14 protein-coding genes and 3 pseudogenes are annotated in these 19,775 nt (G+C 55.9%); 5 read left to right on the top strand and 12 right to left on the bottom strand.

Annotation, left to right across the window (positions count from 1 at the left end; all coding sequences use genetic code 11):
* Positions 1 to 56 precede the first annotated feature (56 nt).
* On the top strand, positions 57 to 1,226 hold the full coding sequence (locus P9217_RS28465) for a Xaa-Pro peptidase family protein (RefSeq protein ID WP_063169356.1): 1,170 nt from the start codon (positions 57 to 59) through the stop codon (positions 1,224 to 1,226).
* Positions 1,227 to 1,343: 117 nt separating this feature from the next.
* Positions 1,344 to 1,574 (top strand): annotated as a pseudogene (locus P9217_RS28460) (IS3 family transposase); the annotation flags it as partial.
* Between the two features lie 142 nt (positions 1,575 to 1,716).
* Here the strand turns inward: P9217_RS28460 and P9217_RS28455 are convergent.
* Entirely contained in the window at positions 1,717 to 2,157 is a 441-nt protein-coding gene (locus tag P9217_RS28455) for a GNAT family N-acetyltransferase (protein WP_158515807.1), read from the bottom strand.
* A 476-nt stretch (positions 2,158 to 2,633) separates the two neighbouring features.
* Positions 2,634 to 3,563, bottom strand: a complete 930-nt coding sequence (locus P9217_RS28450; protein WP_063170383.1) for a 2-oxoglutarate and iron-dependent oxygenase domain-containing protein — start codon at positions 3,561 to 3,563, stop codon at positions 2,634 to 2,636.
* 456 nt (positions 3,564 to 4,019) lie between these two features.
* On the opposite strand from P9217_RS28450, the pseudogene P9217_RS28445 reads away from it, so the two are divergent.
* Positions 4,020 to 4,163: pseudogene (locus P9217_RS28445) on the top strand (transposase); the annotation flags it as partial.
* Positions 4,164 to 4,244: 81 nt separating this feature from the next.
* Here P9217_RS28445 and P9217_RS28440 read toward each other — a convergent pair.
* From P9217_RS28440 to P9217_RS28410, 7 genes are all read right to left on the bottom strand, one after another.
* Positions 4,245 to 5,975 carry a GMC family oxidoreductase N-terminal domain-containing protein gene (locus tag P9217_RS28440; RefSeq protein WP_224571100.1) on the bottom strand — a complete coding sequence of 577 codons (1,731 nt, stop codon included), beginning with the start codon at positions 5,973 to 5,975 and terminating at the stop codon, positions 4,245 to 4,247.
* A 282-nt stretch (positions 5,976 to 6,257) separates the two neighbouring features.
* Entirely contained in the window at positions 6,258 to 6,824 is a 567-nt protein-coding gene (locus P9217_RS28435) for a GNAT family N-acetyltransferase (protein WP_158515808.1), read from the bottom strand.
* A 390-nt stretch (positions 6,825 to 7,214) separates the two neighbouring features.
* Positions 7,215 to 9,044 (bottom strand): IucA/IucC family siderophore biosynthesis protein, encoded by a 1,830-nt coding sequence (locus P9217_RS28430; protein WP_063169359.1) that lies wholly within the window; start codon positions 9,042 to 9,044, stop codon positions 7,215 to 7,217.
* A 463-nt stretch (positions 9,045 to 9,507) separates the two neighbouring features.
* A complete protein-coding gene (gene ectB, locus P9217_RS28425; RefSeq protein ID WP_063169360.1) occupies positions 9,508 to 10,809 on the bottom strand; it encodes a diaminobutyrate--2-oxoglutarate transaminase in 1,302 nt (433 codons plus the stop codon).
* 166 nt (positions 10,810 to 10,975) lie between these two features.
* On the bottom strand, positions 10,976 to 11,815 hold the full coding sequence (locus P9217_RS28420) for a hypothetical protein (RefSeq protein ID WP_063169361.1): 840 nt from the start codon (positions 11,813 to 11,815) through the stop codon (positions 10,976 to 10,978).
* On the bottom strand, positions 11,808 to 13,064 hold the full coding sequence (gene ectB, locus P9217_RS28415; protein ID WP_063169362.1) for a diaminobutyrate--2-oxoglutarate transaminase: 1,257 nt from the start codon (positions 13,062 to 13,064) through the stop codon (positions 11,808 to 11,810). The genes P9217_RS28420 and ectB (P9217_RS28415) overlap by 8 nt, the downstream gene beginning before the upstream one ends.
* Before the next feature lie 1,064 nt (positions 13,065 to 14,128).
* Positions 14,129 to 14,845 carry an SPASM domain-containing protein gene (locus P9217_RS28410; protein ID WP_224571099.1) on the bottom strand — a complete coding sequence of 239 codons (717 nt, stop codon included), beginning with the start codon at positions 14,843 to 14,845 and terminating at the stop codon, positions 14,129 to 14,131.
* Between the two features lie 719 nt (positions 14,846 to 15,564).
* On the opposite strand from P9217_RS28410, the pseudogene P9217_RS28405 reads away from it, so the two are divergent.
* Positions 15,565 to 15,800, top strand: a pseudogene (locus P9217_RS28405) (transposase); the annotation flags it as partial.
* Between the two features lie 16 nt (positions 15,801 to 15,816).
* Here the strand turns inward: P9217_RS28405 and P9217_RS28400 are convergent.
* A complete protein-coding gene (locus P9217_RS28400) occupies positions 15,817 to 16,563 on the bottom strand; it encodes a LuxR family transcriptional regulator (RefSeq protein ID WP_063169365.1) in 747 nt (248 codons plus the stop codon).
* A gap of 354 nt (positions 16,564 to 16,917) precedes the next feature.
* Positions 16,918 to 17,220 (bottom strand): hypothetical protein, encoded by a 303-nt coding sequence (locus tag P9217_RS28395; RefSeq protein ID WP_127262113.1) that lies wholly within the window; start codon positions 17,218 to 17,220, stop codon positions 16,918 to 16,920.
* Between P9217_RS28395 and P9217_RS28390 the strand changes: the two genes are divergently transcribed.
* On the top strand, positions 17,200 to 19,002 hold the full coding sequence (locus P9217_RS28390; RefSeq protein WP_063169366.1) for an ABC transporter ATP-binding protein: 1,803 nt from the start codon (positions 17,200 to 17,202) through the stop codon (positions 19,000 to 19,002). The two genes, P9217_RS28395 and P9217_RS28390, sit on opposite strands and share 21 nt — an antisense overlap.
* A gap of 597 nt (positions 19,003 to 19,599) precedes the next feature.
* On the opposite strand, the gene P9217_RS28385 is transcribed toward P9217_RS28390, so the two are convergent.
* Positions 19,600 to 19,722 carry an exopolysaccharide production repressor protein gene (locus P9217_RS28385; RefSeq protein WP_127248688.1) on the bottom strand — a complete coding sequence of 41 codons (123 nt, stop codon included), beginning with the start codon at positions 19,720 to 19,722 and terminating at the stop codon, positions 19,600 to 19,602.
* Positions 19,723 to 19,775: the final 53 nt, after the last annotated feature.

Below are 19,775 nucleotides of genomic sequence, written 5' to 3'. Positions count from 1 at the left end.
ACTCTTACCCGCAATAGCTCGCCTTGTTGTCAAAAGCATAGCTGGAGTTCAAACTTATGAATATATCCAAGGGACCCCAGGCATTCCCTAGAAGTGAATACCTTCGCCGGCTCGGCTCGGTGAAGTTCGAAATGGGTCGGTGCGATATCGACGCGCTCGTCGTTTCCGACCAACATAACATTACCTATCTCACGGGGTACACCGCGCTATCAGCCTATGTTCCTCAGGCCGTTGTGGTTTCGATACGAGAAGAGGAACCGACGTTCATTCTGCGCCGCTGTGATGCGCCGGCAGCCATTCATCAATGTTTTATGGAGCGCGACAAAATCGTCGCATACCCCGAAGCGTATATTGGAAATCCTGACAAGGATGGCTATGACGCGGTAGTCGATTACTTGGAGGACGTCGGCCTCGCGAGTCGAGGCATAGGAATCGAGCTATGCTGCCTTCCATCGCAATCGGCGAAAAAGTTTAGGATGCGCCTGCCTGGTGCCACGATCGTCGATGCTACTAAGGCGGTCACTTGGAAAAGGCTCATCAAGTCAGATCTCGAGATAGCTGTAATGCGGGAGGCGGCGGCAATCTCAGACGCCGCGATTCGACGCGCTGCTGAGGTAATACGCCCCGGGGTGCGTGAAGCAGACGCGTGCGCGGAAATTGTGGCAACGTTGGTGCGCGGCGCAAACGGTAAGCCAGGAAGCGGGATCGAGGGAATAAGTTTGTGTTCATCACCGCGAACGGGAACGTGCCACATTCCGTGGAGCGAGGACGTTTTTCGCTATGGATCGCAGGTGAATCTCGAAATCGGCGGTGCGCGATATGGTTACTGTGCTGGGCTTATGCGCACTTACACGATCGGCTCACCCTCCGATCGTCTACGTCGCGTGCATGAGATCCAAGTCGCCGGCCTTGAGGTCGCTCTTGATGCGATACGGCCAGGAGCGACTTGCAGCGATGTTGCCAACGCCTTCAATCGCAGCATCGAGAAGCGGGGCCTCAAAAAGGAGACGCGTTGCGGCTATGCACACGGCATTGGTTGGTTGGAGCCGACCGCAAGCCTTAAGGATGGCGATATGACAGAGTTGCTACCAAACATGACCTTTCACCTGATGTTAGGTAATTGGATCGAGGAGGATTTTGGATACGTCATCAGCGAAACGTTCCGTGTCACAGACTCCGGCGTCGAGGTACTGACCACTGCTCCCCGGAAGATTTTTGAGATCTAAATTAGAATATGGCTTGTCATAACGACAGCGCGGACGTCCGGAATAGATCTTGCCGGTCGACGAGATGTCGCCTACCTTGTTGAAGTGCGGACGGCGAGCGGCGGTCGGCATGCGGGGCCGATCCGTGTCGAGGCGAAGCCGAACGCACGCTGGTCGCTGTACGACCAGTTCTCCTGCGGCCGATCAACTCGTCGACGACGTGACGCGCGAATGCCTTACGCGATTCCGGACACAGATCTCTGGTCGCCGCGTTGCTCGCGAACTGACGACCTGATCGCCCAGCGCGGCAAGCCCGGCATGATCGTCGCAGACCACCGCACGGAGTTTACCTCGAACACGGTCCTTGCCTGATCAATGGATCATCGCGCCGAAAATACATTCCGCTGCAAGCCCATGTGCGCAACATAAATGGCTGCACCTCTAGTCTACTCGCCACTGTTTAAAAGACTGGGGCAGGTCAATGCGCTTTCGTTACGACCTCAGAGCAAGTCTACAGGTCATAGTAGTAGGTAAGGTATGGACTCAATTTACCGATCTTGTCATAGAGCGCCCGCGCATGATAATTTGATCTGTCCGTATTCCAATAGATTCTCAGCCAGCCTTGGTCGCGACCGTAGGAGGCCAGATTCGTGAGCATGGCTTGGCCAATCCCCTGGCGCCGCGAAGACTCGTCGACATAGAGATCTGCGAGAAAACAGACCGGACGATCGCTAAGAGTATACGGGTGAATGACAAAGGTAGCAAAACCTATGGTAACGCCAGTTGCTGAGACCGCGATCAGCGCGTTAATCGGTTCGTCTGGGCGCTCGATGCGCCGCCAGATCCTATCTGTCGCCTGTTCTGATGAATTGAGACCTTGGTCGGCGCAATATGCGTACCAAAGGGACCGCCATGCATCGCGGTCGGCAGTGCCTGCGAGACGAATCTCCATGAGGGGCGGGCTCCGGCTGAGAATGGGCTCCAGGGCGCGAGGTGTTCGGCCTGAAAGGTTGACGGCTTGCGATAACTGCCACCGGCCCGCAAGACGTGCAGCACGCGACCGCCGGGTGTTATAAGATCTTTCCGCCTGTGACGGCGTCGTGGTCGCGCTGGAACTGGTTCCCGGGAGCTCGGTTCGCGATACGTCAAGCGCGAGTTGGGCGAGCGTTATCATGGGATCAAGTTCCCTCAGGTTTTCCCGCAGCACGTTTGCGACAGCGGTGCAGATCTAGTGCGATCTTTCCCTGCGACCACACGATGCAAACAATCTGACACCATAGGTGCATTCATCCCGAAGCGGGCTTCCGACCGCCGCGCTACACGCGCGACGGCGGGACAATCTAGCGGATGCGAGAGTTCTTCCAGCTTACCACGGAGATCTGCACCGCGTCGGCGCCATAATTGCGCATGCTTTAGAAAAGCAGACAATCATTGCAGTTCGCGCGCGCGTCCGGCGCCATTCCCAGTCACCCATATTGACTCAACGTTGCGCAGCATCATTTCTACAACACTAACTTGCTGCCCTTGTCGCGAAGTCAGGCGAGCGTCGATCTCGGGATAAATAAAGAAGGGCAGCGAAATTCGATCAGTCGGACCACTATGCACGACCTGGTGGGGCGTACTCTTGAAGCGGCCGTCGCTCAAGACCTGAAGGAGGTCGCCCAGATTGACTACGAGACTATCGGGCAGGCTCGGCACCGGCATCCATCGACCGCGGAACCACACCTGCAAGGAACGCAGGGGGAGTTCCTCTTGCAGCAGCAGCGTGAAGAAGCCATGATCCGTGTGCTTTGCGCAAGTGCCGCCGCGAGCTGGATACCGTATCACGCGTTGCCCAAGCGTCGGCGTGCTGAAATGGCGTTGGAACCATGCCTCTTCCATACCTATCAGGTCCGCCAGCGCATCCCCGATCTGGGGGACAATCCCGGCGAGCACGGTAGCCTGCAAAGCAAGCAGGTTTCTTGCGAAGCCAGGAGCCAAGGCTTCATCCGGAAGGCGCGTGCGGCCGGAGAACGGACGCCGGTCGCCTTCGTTCTCAATTCCGAGGTCGAATACCTCCTTTGGATCGAAGCCGGCCTCAGGATGTAGCATTTCGCCGTGTAAAGGACTGTATCCACGGGCGGCAGTGGGGTACACGTCCTGAAAGGCGTGCCCGTAGCGTTCCTTAACCGACTGTGGCAATGCGAAGAATCGCCGGGAAGCCTCAATGGCTTGCGCGATCTGTTCCCCGGGGATGCCGTGCTCGACAAGGTAGAAGAACCCGTATTCCTGGCATGCCATTTGCAGGCGCTGGCGCTCGTCACGTCGCGTTGCATCGTCTCTCAATTTCGAAAGTGAAATTTTCGGCAGCGTGGTCATAGTCAATCCCCTTTTTGGGCGCTTAAGTTGATTAGTGTTTGCCGCGGCTCTCAAAGTCGACAGTTCCTTGGATGTGGGCAACGCGCCGTCTCTTCCAATAATAACGAAAGTCGACATGATGTCCCATTCTAAGGCTAAGCCGATGGCTGGGCGGTGATTCCGTCTTAGCAATTGATCTCTAGCGCTTCCTGGTGAAGATAACAACGATTTGTATGTTAATATAGTTGTATATATTGTTACATCCGTCGCGGTTAGTTTAACATTATCACGGCCAAGATACTAAGAGCGATTTACAATTCTGAATTGCTTTATGACTTCCAGGCTCAATCCAGACCAGCGCCGACCTCCGGGTTTCATGGCAGGATCGGCCATCTCGAAGAGCTCTATGACGCGAGGTATCGCCAGCTACCTGAGCTCGTCCATCACACACGCCGTCCCGGACGATGGCCGAATGGCAGAAACCGACCGCTCGAAATTTTCCTATCCCATAGTCTTTTTCGACGCTATCCGGGTCGAGCGGTCAAGCTCAGGGACGAAGACTTCGTTCGCAAAAAAGCCATCTACATCGGGTTCGGCGTTCTGCCTGGCGGCACCAAGGAGCACATGAGCTGAGGAAGCGCTTGTCGACGTTATCCGCCGTCTCGACGAGACGACTAGCCGAGCAGCAAAGCAGGCAGCGATTTAGCTCCGTCTGCCGTCTCTCAAGGTTGTGTCGGCCAATTTCTCAGCCACCATAATCGTCGGAATGTTTGTGTTCGCCCGAGGGCAAAATGGCATGACGGAAGCGTCGGCGATCCTCAAACCCAAAATACCATGAACGCGTCCCGACGGATCGGTCACAGCGCCAGGATCCGCGGCTGCCCCCATCCTGCAGGTCGACGTCGGATGCCAACTTGGGATGACGTTCTGGCGAATATACCGATCCAGATGTTTCTCGTCGTTGACGAGATCGGAAATGCTATCCCCATCCGTTATGACGCGCCTAATCAGCCCACGGCGCAGCCGCGGCGACGCGTCCATGAGCAGCGCCAGAAATGACGTGAGTGCATAGTTTGTGCTTGTGACCTTGCTCACCAGCTTCGCTCGCGCATTCAACGCTGACGGAAACGGGTCCAGCGCCACAGAGGACAGCGAATCTTGCTGCAGCAGGCGGACTATGAAGCGAAAGCCCTGCTTGAGGCGCTCGGCGTCCCGCTTGTCGCTCAACCAGTTGAAATCGACCTCCGGCTCTATTTTATGCGAACTACCCTTGAGCGCCACAGTTCCCGTCGAGTAGCTGCGATTGACCCACACGGCGAGAGTGCCGAGGCGCCTCCCCAGCGGGTGCCAGGATGATTTGGCAACAGTCGATATTGCCATATCGGTCGACGGGCAGCCTTCGTAACCCGACGAGTAGCGGGCGTGCATCTGAATATATTCGCTCACGCCGGGTGACAAGCGATCGGCCGGCTTCAAATAGGCCGAAACGCAAATCGTGGGGTGTTCCTGAAGATTCTGGCCCACACCTTTCAAATCTGCAACGATAGGGATTCCGAATTGTACTAATTCCTTCGCGGGGCCGATCCCGGAGCGCATCAATATGGCGGGTGAATGGAGTGCTCCTGCGCACAGGATAACGCAAGAAGCGCTATACGATTGCACGCCCGATTTGTTCTCCGTCTCGACCCCCGTTACCGTTGTTCCCAAAAAGGTCAGCCGCGCAACTGTCGTTTCGGATAAAATCGTTAGATTGCGGCGAGAGCGGACGGTTTCGGGTAAGTACGCCATCGCGGAGGAGACCCGATGACCATTGCGGTTGGTCAATGGGACAACTGAATAGCCATCACCGAATGCACCATTGAAGTCTGGCCTGAAATGAAGCCCCAAAGCATCGTAAGCATCGGAGATTGCCCGGATGAAGCCCGACCAGTCTGATTGGCGCACACGTTTGATTGGCAAGGGGCCGTTCGTGCCATGAAATTCCCCGCCGAAATCCAAATCGCATTCTAGACGACGGAAGTAGGGCAGCACGTCTTCCCAACCCCAGCCCGTTGCACCGCTTGAGGCCCACTCATCGTAATCTCCGGGCCCGCCGCGGTTGGCGACTTGGGCATTGATGCTGGAGCCGCCACCCATGACGCGCGCCTGTTCGTAATGGACAGGCTTGCGGCCACCTCGCACCGTTGTCGCGTGGAGTGACTGCCATCGATAACCGGGATTAAGGTAAGCACGCGTTGGGTCGCCATCCTGGATGTCGTCAGGAATGGCATTCGGCGGCGTATCAGGGCCAGCTTCAATGAGCAGCACGCGAGCGCCATAGGCGGAGAGCCTGCTCGCCATCACGCATCCAGAGGAGCCACCACCCACGACGATATAATCGAAAACCACGCAACTCCCCATCAAGGTACCAAGTGTGATGGGCTTCTTCAGCAAAGCGCTCCTCCTACCGCCTGAGATATGGTCACTTACGGCGCGGCAGCTCCACATCATGCCGTCTGTAACGGAGCGATTTGATCGCCAAATCGGTCGAGGGCATGCCCGAAGCGAGACCGAGCGACCCATCTGAACTATCTCTGAACCGACAAGCTCTCAATTCCAGGGCACATGCATCTCCGGACACGCCGGTGCGTCGGTGTGAATGATTGCAAGTTCGTAGGGCGAGAGCAGCGCTCGCCTACGGTTTCTTGCATCACCGTCTTCCGAGAAACAATGATACTAACAAGAGATAACGACGACTTTTTCGATTTTTACAGCAGTCAAGACTGTCACTTCAAAATATCGCATAACTACGTTATTGTAGACCCGGTCTCTTACATAGCGAAGGCCTACTTTCGGTGCTTTCCGAAGCGAACGCGTGTTCGTTGGGCGAATGAATGAAGTGACCTTCTCGAGCGTTAGGTTCTCGAAAGCAAACTGGATCGCTGCCCTGCCGGCCTCTGCGGCGATCCCCTTACCGGAAGACGCAAGGTGGAGGCACGATACGGTTTCCACATTAGTGGGATCTTCGGGCAGATACGGGCCACTGTACATCAATCCACAGTAGCCTGCGAATTTTCCGACTTGGCCTTCGCCTTTTACGAACACCATCCATAAGCCGAAACCATTGCTCTGCCAATGATGGATGAACTGTTGTAGTTTAGCTTTCGATTGCTCTCGGGTCGGATAGACTCCATCCCACATGGCATTTACCACAAATGGATCGCTATGAAGCTCATGTAGAAGAAGCTCGTCGCTATGCGACGGTGGCCTTAGGATTAGGCGCGGCGTTTCTAGAATGTACATGAGAAGCTCCCTTCTAGCCATAAGTTAGAGCCGCACTTACCTCCAACGCGGCCATGATCTCCTAGCATGAGCGTCAAGGCCGCAGTGCTTGATTGAAGGCGTTCGACGAGGTTTATGCTTAAGGTAGCGAGGTCTACACAAATCAAGCTTTGGGCGCCTAACCGTGTCAGTGTTGACGGCACCTGGAAAGCCGGCCCGAAGGCGATAAAAAAATTAGGCGCCTCCTTTCAGAATGGAAGCAGGCGACGCGCTGGTGAGCGGGCGCCTGATACGCGCAACATGCTGCGGCGGCGTTTACGCAAGGGGTTGCTTACCCCAAGGGGGGGGTATGGTATTGGCCCAAAACCGGCTAACTACATTGTTCATTTAAAATACGCGCCTCCTTCAAGCTTAACCTGCACTGGTCACTTTGCGAATGCCCGCCAGTGGGTTCTTCAGCGTGCCGACGGTGTGCAGGTATTCTCCCGGATCACCGAAGTCCACCATTTGCTGGTTTTTTTGTATCTGCAGTCGATTCATACATCGTCGCAGAAATTCTGGAGCGAATAGGTCATGCTGCCTGTATTTTTCGTCATATTCCGGATGTTTCGTCTGGTAGCCAAGGATGGACTCGCTTACGAGCTGCCAGAAGTGTGTCGACGGAAAATCAAGATGTTCTTCGAGTGTTACAGCCAAGTAACGAAAGAAGCAGTCGAAAACGTCGGTGAAAATGAAGTCGTGCTTCATGTCGCGATTTACTTGAATGCAGATCCTCTTAATCTCCTCCGGCACGTTGAGATCTCCGCCTAGAATACGAAGCTCCTCGCCAATGTCTTTCATGATAACTCGCGTCGGAGCGTGATCTTTCATAACTAGAATTATATTTTCTCCATGTGCCATAAACGCTAGATCGTAAGCATAAAAGCAGTGGAGAAGCGGCGCCAGATAAGATTCAAAATAGCGGCGTAGCCAAGCGGCGGCGTCTAACCCCGAGGCATTGATGAGGGCTGTCACGAGTGCTTCACCATTGTAATCGACATGAAGCAGCGACGCCATTGTCATCAGACGTTCCCCTTCTTTCAACTGCCGAAGGGGGCTTTCCCTCCACAGCGCAGAAAGCATCTGCTTGTAAGGGGAGTCCTTCTTGAGGGCGGTGTTGAAACAACGATTGCGATAGCCAATCGTCGCGACCTCGCGAAGGATGCTGAAGCCGTTGGCGGCTAAATAGGAGTCACTGTCGAGCAAATTCTTCAACCATTCGTTGATGGCGGGCGTCGCCAGCATGTGTGTCGGTGACAAGCCGCGCATAAACCCCATGTTAAGTATCGACAGCGCCGTTTTCACGTACCGTTTATGCGGATCGCTTATATTGAAAAGTGTGCGGATCGATTGCTGGGCATGATATATGTCCTTCCCCTGGCCTAGGCAGACAATGTGCCGGTTGGCGATATCCGCCGCGAAGATAGTTGAGAGCCGATTGAACCATTGCCAAGGATGCGCTGGCATATAGATGTAATCGGTCGAGTTTAGTCCCTTTTGACGCAACGCTGCGTCGAACTGTTCCAGCGCCTGTCGACCGAGTTCCTCGTGCATGAGAAGGTCGTAGTCGAGCGTTGAAATGGACTTAAACGTTGCCATTTCTTTATGGACGGCCAGCCATATGAGTCTTATCGAACTGCCCACCTCCGGCGCATAGCGACTATAGTCGAGCGCGTCAAAGCCAATGCGACCGTTATTCGCGATAAAGGTCGGGTGGCCCTCCGTCATGCCAGCCTCAACGATCTGGTAATCGGCAAAAGCCAGTTCTGCGGCGGATATCTCTGTTTTGGCCTGCTTGTACGCGCTGCCATACAGCGTGCTGCTGATCTCCTGCAGGTAAACCGGCATCATCTCTTCCTTTATGCCAAGATGGCGGCTGAACTCAATAACAAAATCAAGCGCATCCAGGGGGGCCGGCCTGCCCTCAATCCTTTTCTCCAGAGAGCCGGCGTCCACTTGCCAGTGATCTAGCAGGAGGCGCCGAGCCTGGAACCAATACTCCAACCCAGGGGTCTCGCTTTCCAGCACATACTTCCCCCAGTCGCCTTCCATTCGCTGGAGTCGAGGAGCAATTAGCAACTCGTGTGCAAATTCGCTGATTGCTTTACGGATAAGGAGCCGGTTGGCCTTTGCCCATAAATGCGGTTTCAAATGCTGCGTTACGCGTTCGGCTAGGCTTATCTCATCGTCTCGGGCTGTCATATCACTCACGATCTCAACTCCTTCAGAACGTAACGGTGTAAGGTTCGCGAACGCGCCTTACACTCGTCTCGCCAAACTTCGACGTCGCACAAAATCCGTTCTATTTTTCATCAGAAAGGATAAGAAATACCGGACCTCTTATACAAGTTAATTTCTAATGTGTTGTGTACCGTTCGTCTTCGCTCGTGATAAACCAGCAATATTACCATCTTACTTATATAATATATTAGAATACCGGTTTCACCGGCCCTGGACGTCGTCCTTCATCTTGCAACGAGCAAGAAGTGTGTATTGATTTGCACATGCCGTACTGTCGTTCGATCACGTCAAGCGGTCGGTGTCCATTGTTTGAGCTCTCCGAGTGTCCATTTTTGCTGTCCGTCTCCATACAATCGCATACGTCTAAAGCGGAATTTCCTTTGCTTGATAAGCCCAGACTGGGTAGGGGGGACTGAGTGAATGCCTACTCCGCTGAAATGCTGTCCTGCACCGCGCCAATGCTGTCGCGTACGATCGACAGACCACGGCGCAGTTCAGCCTCGGTTATGGTAAGGGCTGTCATGAACTTGAGCACCTCACCATACGAGCCAGCGATCTCGATCACCAAGCCGCGACGAAAAGCTTCCCGGGAAATGAGCCCCGGCAATGAGTGGTGCTTTGGTGATACGAGTCCATACATCAAGCCGCGGCCTCGGACATTCAGAGCAAGGCTGGGGAAGTCGTCTGCGATCGACTTGAGTTCTTGAGCCAAGATGGCTGATTTGCGAGCAATCTCATCTTCAAACTTGGAGTCGGACCAGTAAGTCTCAAGGGCCGCACGAGCAGTGACGAAAGCATAGTTGTTGCCCCTGAACGTGCCGGTGTGCGCACCCGGCGTCCAGACATCAAGTTCAGGCTTCATGAGGACAAGGGCCATAGGCGTTCCAATTGCAGACAACGACTTTGACAGGGTAACGATGTCCGGCACGATCTCAGCCGCCTCGAAACTGAAGAATTTCCCTGTGCGACCGACACCAGCCTGAATATCATCGAGGATCATCAGGATCTCGTGCCGAGAGGTCAGATCACGCAGCCGTTGCAGCCATTCAACGGTAGCAGCATTGACACCGCCTTCGCCCTGCACTGCTTCTAGGATCACCGCAGCGGGTTTGCCGAGACCACTGCTAGGATCATCGAGAAGCTTCTCGAAATACTCGATCGTGTCTGAAGCGCCGAGATAGCCCTCGTACGGCAACGATGTCACGTGCGCGAGGGGAAAGCCGACAGCATCTCGGAACTTCGTGTTTCCGGTTGCCGCCAACGCCCCAGCGCTGACTCCGTGAAACGAGTTCGTAAACGAAACGATGTTTGACCTGCCGGTCACTTGGCGAGCTAGCTTCAGAGCCGCCTCGACCGCGTTCGTACCTGTGGGGCCAGTAAATTGCAATTTATAAGACAGACCGCGGGGCTTCAAAATAAACTGCTCAAAAGCTTCGATGAAGGCCTTCTTGGCGGTCGTAGCAAGGTCGAGCCCGTGCACAATTCCGTCGCGCGCAATGTAGTCCAACAACGCCCGCGTGAAGGCTGGGTTGTTGTGCCCGTAATTCAAGGCTCCCGCGCCTCCCAAGAAGTCGATGTATTCCCGACCGTCTGTAGCTATGAGGGCAGTGCCGACGCCTCGATCGAACAGAACTGGGAACGCACGGACGTAGCTCCGCACCTCAGACTCAAGACGATCAAAGATCGCGAGGCTTACATCGTTTGTAGGAGTAAACTGCTTCTTCATAGGGCGAGTCCTGAATTGTAGCCTGCAAAGGCATCAGCCCAAACTGTCTGGCGAAGGCCATTTCAATCGGTTCGAGGTTCGGCTTGTATGACGGCAGCATGAGCAGTCACACGCCTGGCCACGCCAACTCACGGCCCAAGCCAGTCGATCGCTGCGAGGTCCAACGTCACGTCCACCAGAGAACAAGATCAGGCCGCGCAAATCCGAAAAAGCAATTCAGCACTAGGCGACGCTTTCCGTCGCCTAATTGACCGGTAACCCCGTGAACGAAGCCGCCATCGATTAGGGCGATATCCCCGGTTTTGAGCTCGAACTCGCGGCAAGGGACGGCTTCCAGATAGGCTGCCGAATAGGGATATCCAGTGGTCTCCACACCTTGCGATATCCGGTCCGCAACCGTCGGCTTGTGGCTCCAGAGCTTCAGATTGCCGCCTTCCTCAGGCATGCTGGGATAGAGGTTGAGCGCTGCGACCGTATTGTGCGCCACCGCAGAAAGCTCGTAATCATCGCCAGCACGTAAGACTTGAGCGACGTCGTCGTGGGGATCCAAGGAAAATGTGCCTGTGCCCGACCAACTGAGGCCGCGACAAACATTGGCCTGGCCGTGTTCGGAACGGGCTAGCCGCAATTCGATTCCCTGGTTGTGAAGCTCTCGCTTCAACGCCCTGAATACTGCTCGAACCGGGTCAACCAAATTCTTAAAAAGGGCATCGACGTACGGCCGCGCGTTTTCGGCGTCTGCGAAATAGGTGGCTGCATCCTTCCTGTAGTGAGATGCGCCGACATATTGTCCGGGCACACCATCTTTACGCTCTCTGAGACCAGAGCTTCCAATAAAGTTCGTAGTGATCTCCTCGGCTACTTCGGTGCTGAAAGCTTGCTTGATGTGCAGAGCGGTGAGCTCACCTTTCAGGACCGAGATGATCTCCGCCGTGTTGATCGACCCGGTCCGTTCTTTGATCGAAACCGGCGAGATGGCTGGCACTTGAGATATCTGACTAGGCATTGTCTTGCTCCTGTAGTGCGTGTTCAAGGATGGTGATGCCACGATCGAGTTCGGCATCGGTGATGGTTATCGGTGGGAGGACTTTGATAACGTCGCGATTTGGCCCCGAGGATTCGATAAGAAGGCCATTTTCGAATGCGACATCGTGCACGCGGCCGACAACTGCCGGTGAACGGCATTTCAGGCCGGCCATCAGACCGCGGCCGCGCTTCTGTTCGATGTATCTTGGAAATTTCGCAACCAGGCGATCGAGGTGCGTTTGCAGCCTGACGGCTGTCCGCTCGACACCTGCAGTAAATTTCCTATCCGACCACATCTTGCACATGGCTCCTGCCGTCACGAAGGCGAAATTGTTGCCTCTGAAGGTCCCGCTATGTTCTCCGGGCTTCCATATGTCCAAGTCGGGTCGAATCAGAACGATGGACAACGGACTACCTGAACCGCTTAGGGACTTGGAAAGACACACAATATCCGGTTCGATTTTCGCGGACTCGAATGAGAAGAAATCGCCAGTTCGGCCCGCACCCGCCTGAATATCGTCGACGATAAAAACAATGCCGTGCGTACGGCAAATGCGCTGAATTTCCGTGAGCCAAGCTGCGGATGCGGCGTTCATGCCGCCTTCGGCCTGGATGGTCTCCAGAATGATTGCGGCAGGCTTTTCTATGCCGCTCCCCGGGTCGCTCAAAACGCTGTCGATGTAACTGGCGGAATCGAAAGCTTGGCTCGGATAGCCGTCATAGGGAACACGGATCACATCGTGGCGAGCGACGCCTCCCAGTTCCCTGGTTGAGGCCGAGCCCGACACCGCTAGAGAGCCGAGCGACATGCCGTGGAACGCATTCGTAAAGGCCATGACGCTCGAGCGGCCGGTGTATTTTCGCGCCAGCGCCAGCGCCGCTTCGTTGGCGTTCGTGCCGGTCGGCCCGGGAAACTGAATCTTGTACGAAAGGCCTCTGGGTTTCAGGATCCAATCGACGAACCCTTCAATGAAGTCACGCTTTGCCGCCGTATGCATATCAAGCGACAGAAGAATGTTCTCACCGACGAGATATTCAATCGCTGGCGCCATAATATCCGGATTGTTGTGCCCGTAGTTGAGTGCGCCGGAACCCACCAGGAAATCGATAAAGGGCTTACCCGTCTCGTCCCAGATCGTCGCCCCAAGGGCCTTCGTAAAGACGGTGGGGAACGCCCGGCAATAACGACGAACGTTAGATTCATGAGCCGTGAAAGCGTCGGTGTCCATATCAAGTCCTCTGCACATAGTCTTTCAAAGAAGAGAGCTGTTTAATGGCTAGTGGTTTGCGGCAGATGTTCGTCGCTTAACGTTGAAGCAGAATGCCGGAGGCAGCTTTGTTTGGTCTGGGTTTGGTCTGGTGATGCCGGCATCCTCATCAAATATTGTTGGGTTGCGTTGCCCTCCATTCGGATGCTTTCGAATGTGCTGCAACAGGATGGCTTCTAAAGCTTCCGCGAAAGCATCGCTACTATGGCATCAGGTAGTTGACGTACCCACCCTTCGCTGCCCATAGCGCTCCGGACAAATGAATGAGTCCAAGGAGATCAGCAGGGTCGCGTCGCCAGAGGTTGTGTCGCTCGGCGGTAGCGAAGCCGCTCGCGAGCGCGCTCCTCAATAGCGCCGTAGCGAGCGAGCGGCTTCGCGGCGGTCATCAATATTCGCCGTTCAACCTCGGGCTGCGGACACCAACCTGATTCAAGAAACTATTTGATGACCGATGACACAGCGAAAGCCACGCTCTCTTTGAGAAGAATGCGGATTCCGATCTCTTGCGCGATGACTGGCCCGAGCCGCCGGATCAAGAGGGCGGGGCCGCCGTGGACCCCCTTGACGGAAAGCCCGTTCGTAGGCCAGGCGGAAGCAACCGGGAGACGCGCTGGCGAAGGGCCGCATCGGTTTCGAGAACGTCCACTACCGCGACGGCAACCATCCCCGGCCGCAGCTGGGCTGCTGCCTTCAGGCGAGTCGAAAAGGAGATCGTCCGGGAGGGTGAAGGCGTTGACGAGGTGAGCCGTGAGTAAGCAATCAAGCTCTGATCGGGATCGACTAACACTGTTTCCATCCGACCGATGGTTGACCTGTGATCGGCGTTACCTCAAGCTAGGCAGGCCGACAAGCTCGGTTGGAAGGCGAAGACCTTTCGATGAGCTCGTCTCCGAAATGCTCGAGGCCCACTGCCGCGCCTACAGGAACATACTGGCGTAACGTGAAAACACGATGGCGTCGCGGGCAGGTGCATCTGTCGTGGGGCCATCCGCACTGCCAGGCACGCCCTCTCGGCCGGCATGCACTCAGGTCCGGTCGTTTGGGTCGGCGAATTCACACATCCTGCAAAGCAGAAAACCATCTGCTCCATTCATGCGGTCGACGATTTCGCGAAAAACTGGCTTTTCAAACAGAGCGGAGTAACCCTCATATAGAAGGTTGCCCAATACGTGACGCCGTTCAAAATCCATAGAGCACAGGGTAACGTCGCCGTTTGGAAGAAGAACATTCCGATACTGTCGTGCGTCCACGCAGGTTAGGGCTCCGACCACTGGCTGACGTGGTGCAACGATCTTAGGGTCGACGCTTCCACCCCTACTGCTCACCGGCCGCGCTTTTATCAGGGCTTCGGTAGGAATAATGTCGGCTATATCTGGGTGGGGCTCGCCCAAGGCCACGAATCGGATCAAGGGGATGTCCGCGTCGACGAGTTGACGAACCAGATCGCGATACTTGTCTCCGACCAGGCGGCTGTTCATGTAGGTGCCGTCATCGAAAACATGGACCACGAATACGCCCAAGCGCAAGGCTTGCAATCGCTGCAGGTCCTGCCCGTTCATTCCCACCAGCGTCGTAAAAATCCTGATGCCATGGCCTTTGGCGAAGGCGTGCTCCACCATTTCGGTACAGTCCGGATTGAGCCAAGGTTCGGAGTATCCCGCAAAACCAATGTCGACGGAAGTCGGTACGCGGGCCAGACACCGCTTGAAATCTTCAAGATCCAGATGACTCGCATGAGACACTTTTCTTTGCCGGACCGCGAACTTGTCCTGGGGACAATATGAACATCCTACGACGCATCCCGTGGTCGTCGTTATCTCCAAAACCCTGCCGGCTGTGTTTGCTGAGCGAAGTTCCGGTAAAATCACTGGTGATTACTCCCATCTACTTCCTGCGAAGCGCCACGATGGTGTGCGTGTGCCTTTGGCTTTCTGATACCGCCTGCTGATCTACCGAGGCAACGCAGACATCTACCCTTTTTGGCAGCCTAAGCCGCCCGGTTCACCGATTTGCCGGGCCGACCCTTCACAAACTTCCAGCGCGTCGGACCAGAGACAGCATTGCATCTTTCGAGGCATCACTCGCTCCGGAGATGTAGCCTCAACCGTTGGTCGCTGGCCCGTCGCCGAGATGCGCGCGCAGCACCCTCGAACCCGCCGGAGAGAAGCTTTCTGGATGCCGTCGATCATCCTTCATCGAGCGAGTTCCGTGTTCTCATGCGGGTCAGCCCTCACACTATATTGCCGCACATCGACCAGCAAAGGCCGAGCTAGTGCGCCTGGCGCGCAGTTACTGCGAGATAGGCTTCGAAAAGCCCGACAGGGCTAAGACGCTCCGCTGTATTGAACCCGAAATGTTTTCTGACAGCTGTCAGATTTTGGACACACATCACTCATCGTCAGTCGCTTAATACGGATGGTAATTTCTTCCAGGAATCGGTGACATTGAACACCACCCTGTCATGACCGCCCAATCTCAGCGAAGCGAACTCAGCATCGCCACCAGGACCAAGCCTGAAGATAAATCCGCCGTAGCAGCGTCAACGACATTTTGCTTTCGAAGCCGGATGGATTGCACGAGGTGATTCGCGCCGTGATGCAGGAGGTGCTCGAGGCCGAGATGGACGAGGCGCTGGGTGCTTCGAAGAGCGAGCGCACGCCGGAGCGTCTCGGCTATCACGCGCGCTACTACGGGCGGAGAACTAGCTGCGCACCTACGGCGGTTGGATAATCCCAAGGTTCAAAGCTTTTACAACAGCTACCGTTCTGCTGGTCGCATCCAACTTCCGCATTACATTTTTTAAATGGAAATCTATCGTATTTCGTGATCTGCCTAAAATAGTTCCTATTTCCCAAGATGATTTTCCTTGTGACACCAAATCAATGCACTCTATTTCTCTCGGAGACAGGTTATGAGCTCGTTCCGACGCAGTCGTAGTGTCGAACTTCGTAACCATCCGATGAAACCGCAGCGCGGCCATTTGCAGGTAGGTGATCGCTCTATTCTGCAATTCGCAGTCCGAGGATTGAGCAAAACTCACAAACCTAAAGCTGCCACCAGGGCCATGTAATGGGACGGTAACGCCTGACCTCAAGCCGAATGTTGCTGCTTCGTCCAAGACGCGGCGTCCATCTTCAGTTATGTTTTCATCAGTATACACCTCGCTCCATCGAAAGGGTCCCGCCTCCTTTCGACCTTTCTTGATGAGGGGGTCTATTTTGGCATAGCCCATTCTCGAGTAGCGCTCCTGCCATTCAGCAGGATAATTCCACATCACCACAGAACCCTCCCGGTTCGGCTTGAAAGCCCTCTCTGATGCGAGCGGCCCATAGGCAATCCACGGGCAATCGAAATTCAGCGCAAACGCAGACAACAGTTCGAACAACTGTTCGGATTGAGCGACATCATCAGTCATCTTGAGGAATAGGTCTAACTCCACCGCAATCCGCCGGAGTTCCATGATGTCTCCTTCATTGCGTTCTCATTGGTGCACAGTTTGCTCCAACCCAGCCTCGCAACATCCGAAGTCAACGGGACTCGAGCCGGAGTTCCTTCCGCCACCTGGAGTACCCTCAAGAGTCGTGCCAGCTTGCGAGCGAAGCTTCTCCTTCAGGTCGTCAATCGACGGGGGAGGTACCCAGGAGGCGAACCGACAGCACTGTGTCGGGGAGCGCACAATCCGACAGTCGAGCATTCGATTGACGGAATATGGGCAGGAAAGTATTCGCGGCGCGCTTTTGAAATCAGCACCTAAGTGCCGGGCCTGAGAAAGCTGCATTGCAACTGTACTTATTTGATCGAGGCAAGAACAAGCTCAAAATTCAATCGATACATCGACCTTCTTTTCCAATCTCCCGAGTTGAGCAGCCGTAGCAATCGTATCGACTGGATGGCGGCTGACTTTCTCCAGGCTCGGTAACCTGCTGAATTTGTCCTTCGGATGTTCCCGCTCAGTTGGCACGACTTTTGAACTCACCGTCGTGAGGCGGCAAGAGCTGCCCGCCAAAATTGATGCTGTTATGGGGGAGGTCGAAATTCCAGTTTTGTCTTTTATCGTCTTTGGGACCGAGCGTGTTGATGCGCCCGCTTGGAAACTATGAGACGTTTCCCCGTCCATGGGCGCGGCGCCACTTGTCGCGACGTTTTCGCCTTCACTGTTCGCCTCTGGAACAGGCAGCCGGCCCGGCTCGCGATCATCATGACCGCGATGCTCGCCTCCACGCTGGCTGACGTGTTGATGCCGCTCTATTCTGGCCGACTCATCGACGCTGTTTCTCGTGCTGCTAATGCGGCAGCACCAGCTTCGGATTCAGCTGTTGCAGCATTCTCTGTACCGATTGCATTGGCACTCGGTGGCATTGCCATGCGCCACGTCGCCTTCATTGGCCTGAGCGACCTGGTGTTGAAAATGATTTCCGACGTCGCGACCGAAGCGTTCCATCATGTGCAGCGCTTTTCGACAGACTGGCATGCAAACAGCTTCGCCGGCTCGACAGTGCGCAAGATAACGCGCGGCATGTGGGCGCTCGACCTCCTCAACAGCACGATACTCGTCACGCTGCTCCCGTCGTTTGTCATCTTGATCGGCTCGACGGTGCTGCTCGGCTGGCACTGGCCGGTCATGGGCGTGATCTTTGCTTGCGGCTCTCTCGTCTACCTTGCGTTTTCGATTTCGCTGTCGCTCGGCTATGTCGCGCCAGCGGCGAGCCTTGCCAACCGATGGGACACAAGGCTCAGCGGCGCGCTTGCGGACGCGGTCAGTTGCAACGCTGTGGTCAAGGGCTTCGGCGCAGAGGTTCGCGAAGACGAGCGGCTTGCAAATATCATGACGAAATGGCGGCACCGCGCGCGCCGGAGCTGGGTGCGCGGAACGATCATCGGCTCAACCCAAGGCGTAACTTTGGTTGCGCTCAGGGTGGCGGTGGTCGGATATGCCCTGCTTCTGTGGTCGCATGGACAGGCAACGCCGGGCGAGATAGCATATGTTCTCACGTCCTTCATCGTCCTGCAGGGCTATCTGCGTGATGCCGGCATGCATGTCCGCAACGTGCAGCACTCGGTTAATGATATGGAAGAACTGGTGGCCATCCACAATCAGCAGGTGGATGTTGCCGATCGTCCAGAGGCCAAGCCGATCCGGATCACGAACGGCCGTATCGATTTCGAGAACGTCCACTTCCGCTACGCCAACCATCCCCTGCCGCTCTATAGCGAATGTTCGCTGTCGATTGAAGCTGGCGAAAGGGTTGGGTTGGTTGGACCCTCCGGTTCCGGCAAGACAACATTCGTGAAGCTGATCCAGAGACTCTACGACCTGAGCGGCGGCCGGATCCTGATAGACGGTCAGGACGTCTCGGAGGTGACCCAAGAGTCCCTTCGTTCGCAGATCGCGATCGTGCAGCAGGAGCCGATCCTGTTTCACAGGTCGCTTGCCGAGAACATCGCCTATGGCCGGCCTGGCGCGAGCCAGGCCGAGATCGAGCAAGCGGCACGACTGGCAAGTGCCCACGAATTCATCGCGCCCCTGCCGAAGGGCTATGGGACATTGGTCGGCGAAAGGGGTTTGAAGCTCTCCGGCGGCGAGCGCCAGCGCGTGGCGATCGCGCGCGCCTTCCTCGCGAACGCGCCGATCCTTATTCTGGACGAGGCCACATCGAGCCTCGATTCGGAATCCGAGGTGCTCATTCAACAAGCGGTGGATCGGTTGATGGTGGGCCGAACCACACTCGTCATCGCACACCGGCTGTCGACGGTCCGCTCGCTCGATCGGCTGCTCGTCTTCGACCGTGGCCGCATCATGGAGGACGGCGATCATGCCGCCCTGATCAATCTCGATGGTGGCATTTACCGCCGCCTCTTCGAACGGCAGGCGTTGGAACTCGCGAAGGGCCTGGCCTGATCGCTAAACCGGCTTGCGCGATGCGCCGAGCCGTTGCCGGAGAGGGGTGTGGCAGTGACGAGCGGCGGGCGTTAGGCGGCAAAACCAGCACGGCCGGAACTGTCCGCCAAACGGGCGAGCGGGAATGCACCACGTCTAAGCTTCGGCGAATGCGCGCAGTTACACGCGGGCACCGAATTGTCGCGCCTAACGGCGCACGCACCAAAAGGGCGGGAATGTCGACGGCCCGGGAAGAGTGCGGCCCTCGCCGTTACCCACATTTCGCCAAAGGAAGCGAAGTCAACGCACATTGAGAGGGCGGTGCTTCCCGGCCGGCCGGGATCCCTGTCGCTGGCCCAACCTACCGCACGCTGGCCACGTCAACGGTTCAAAGTCCCTTCGGTTCGCAAAGTCGTCCCCTTGGAGACCCGGAAGCGCAGGAGCTCCGACCGCAGTCTTCGCTCAACTCTGGCCATCTGCTCCGGGATTGGATTCCGTTCCCTTGCTAGCACAGTGGCAGCTGAGCACGAACTCGCCGGCCCCGTGTCTTTCGATTACGGCCAACGGGCTTAGGAAGAGATTGGATTCGCCGGCCCTCTGCGGAGCGAATGAACAGTTCTACAGATCATCGACGTCCGCGAAAAAGAGCACGCAGCCGAAATAGCAGGCCTGAAGCAGCAGCGAACAGGCCAGCGTCGTGACGACTGCCACACGGATCGAATCCAAAGCGAAGTAAACCATCGACGCATTGCTGCACAGGACCAGCCCCACGAGCCGACAAAAAGATGAAGTGC

This window comes from Mesorhizobium sp. WSM4989 (assembly GCF_029625795.1).
In the GTDB taxonomy this organism is placed as follows: domain Bacteria; phylum Pseudomonadota; class Alphaproteobacteria; order Rhizobiales; family Rhizobiaceae; genus Mesorhizobium.
Note: the sequence above shows the minus strand (reverse complement) of the source record. Positions and strands in the feature narration are given on the sequence as shown.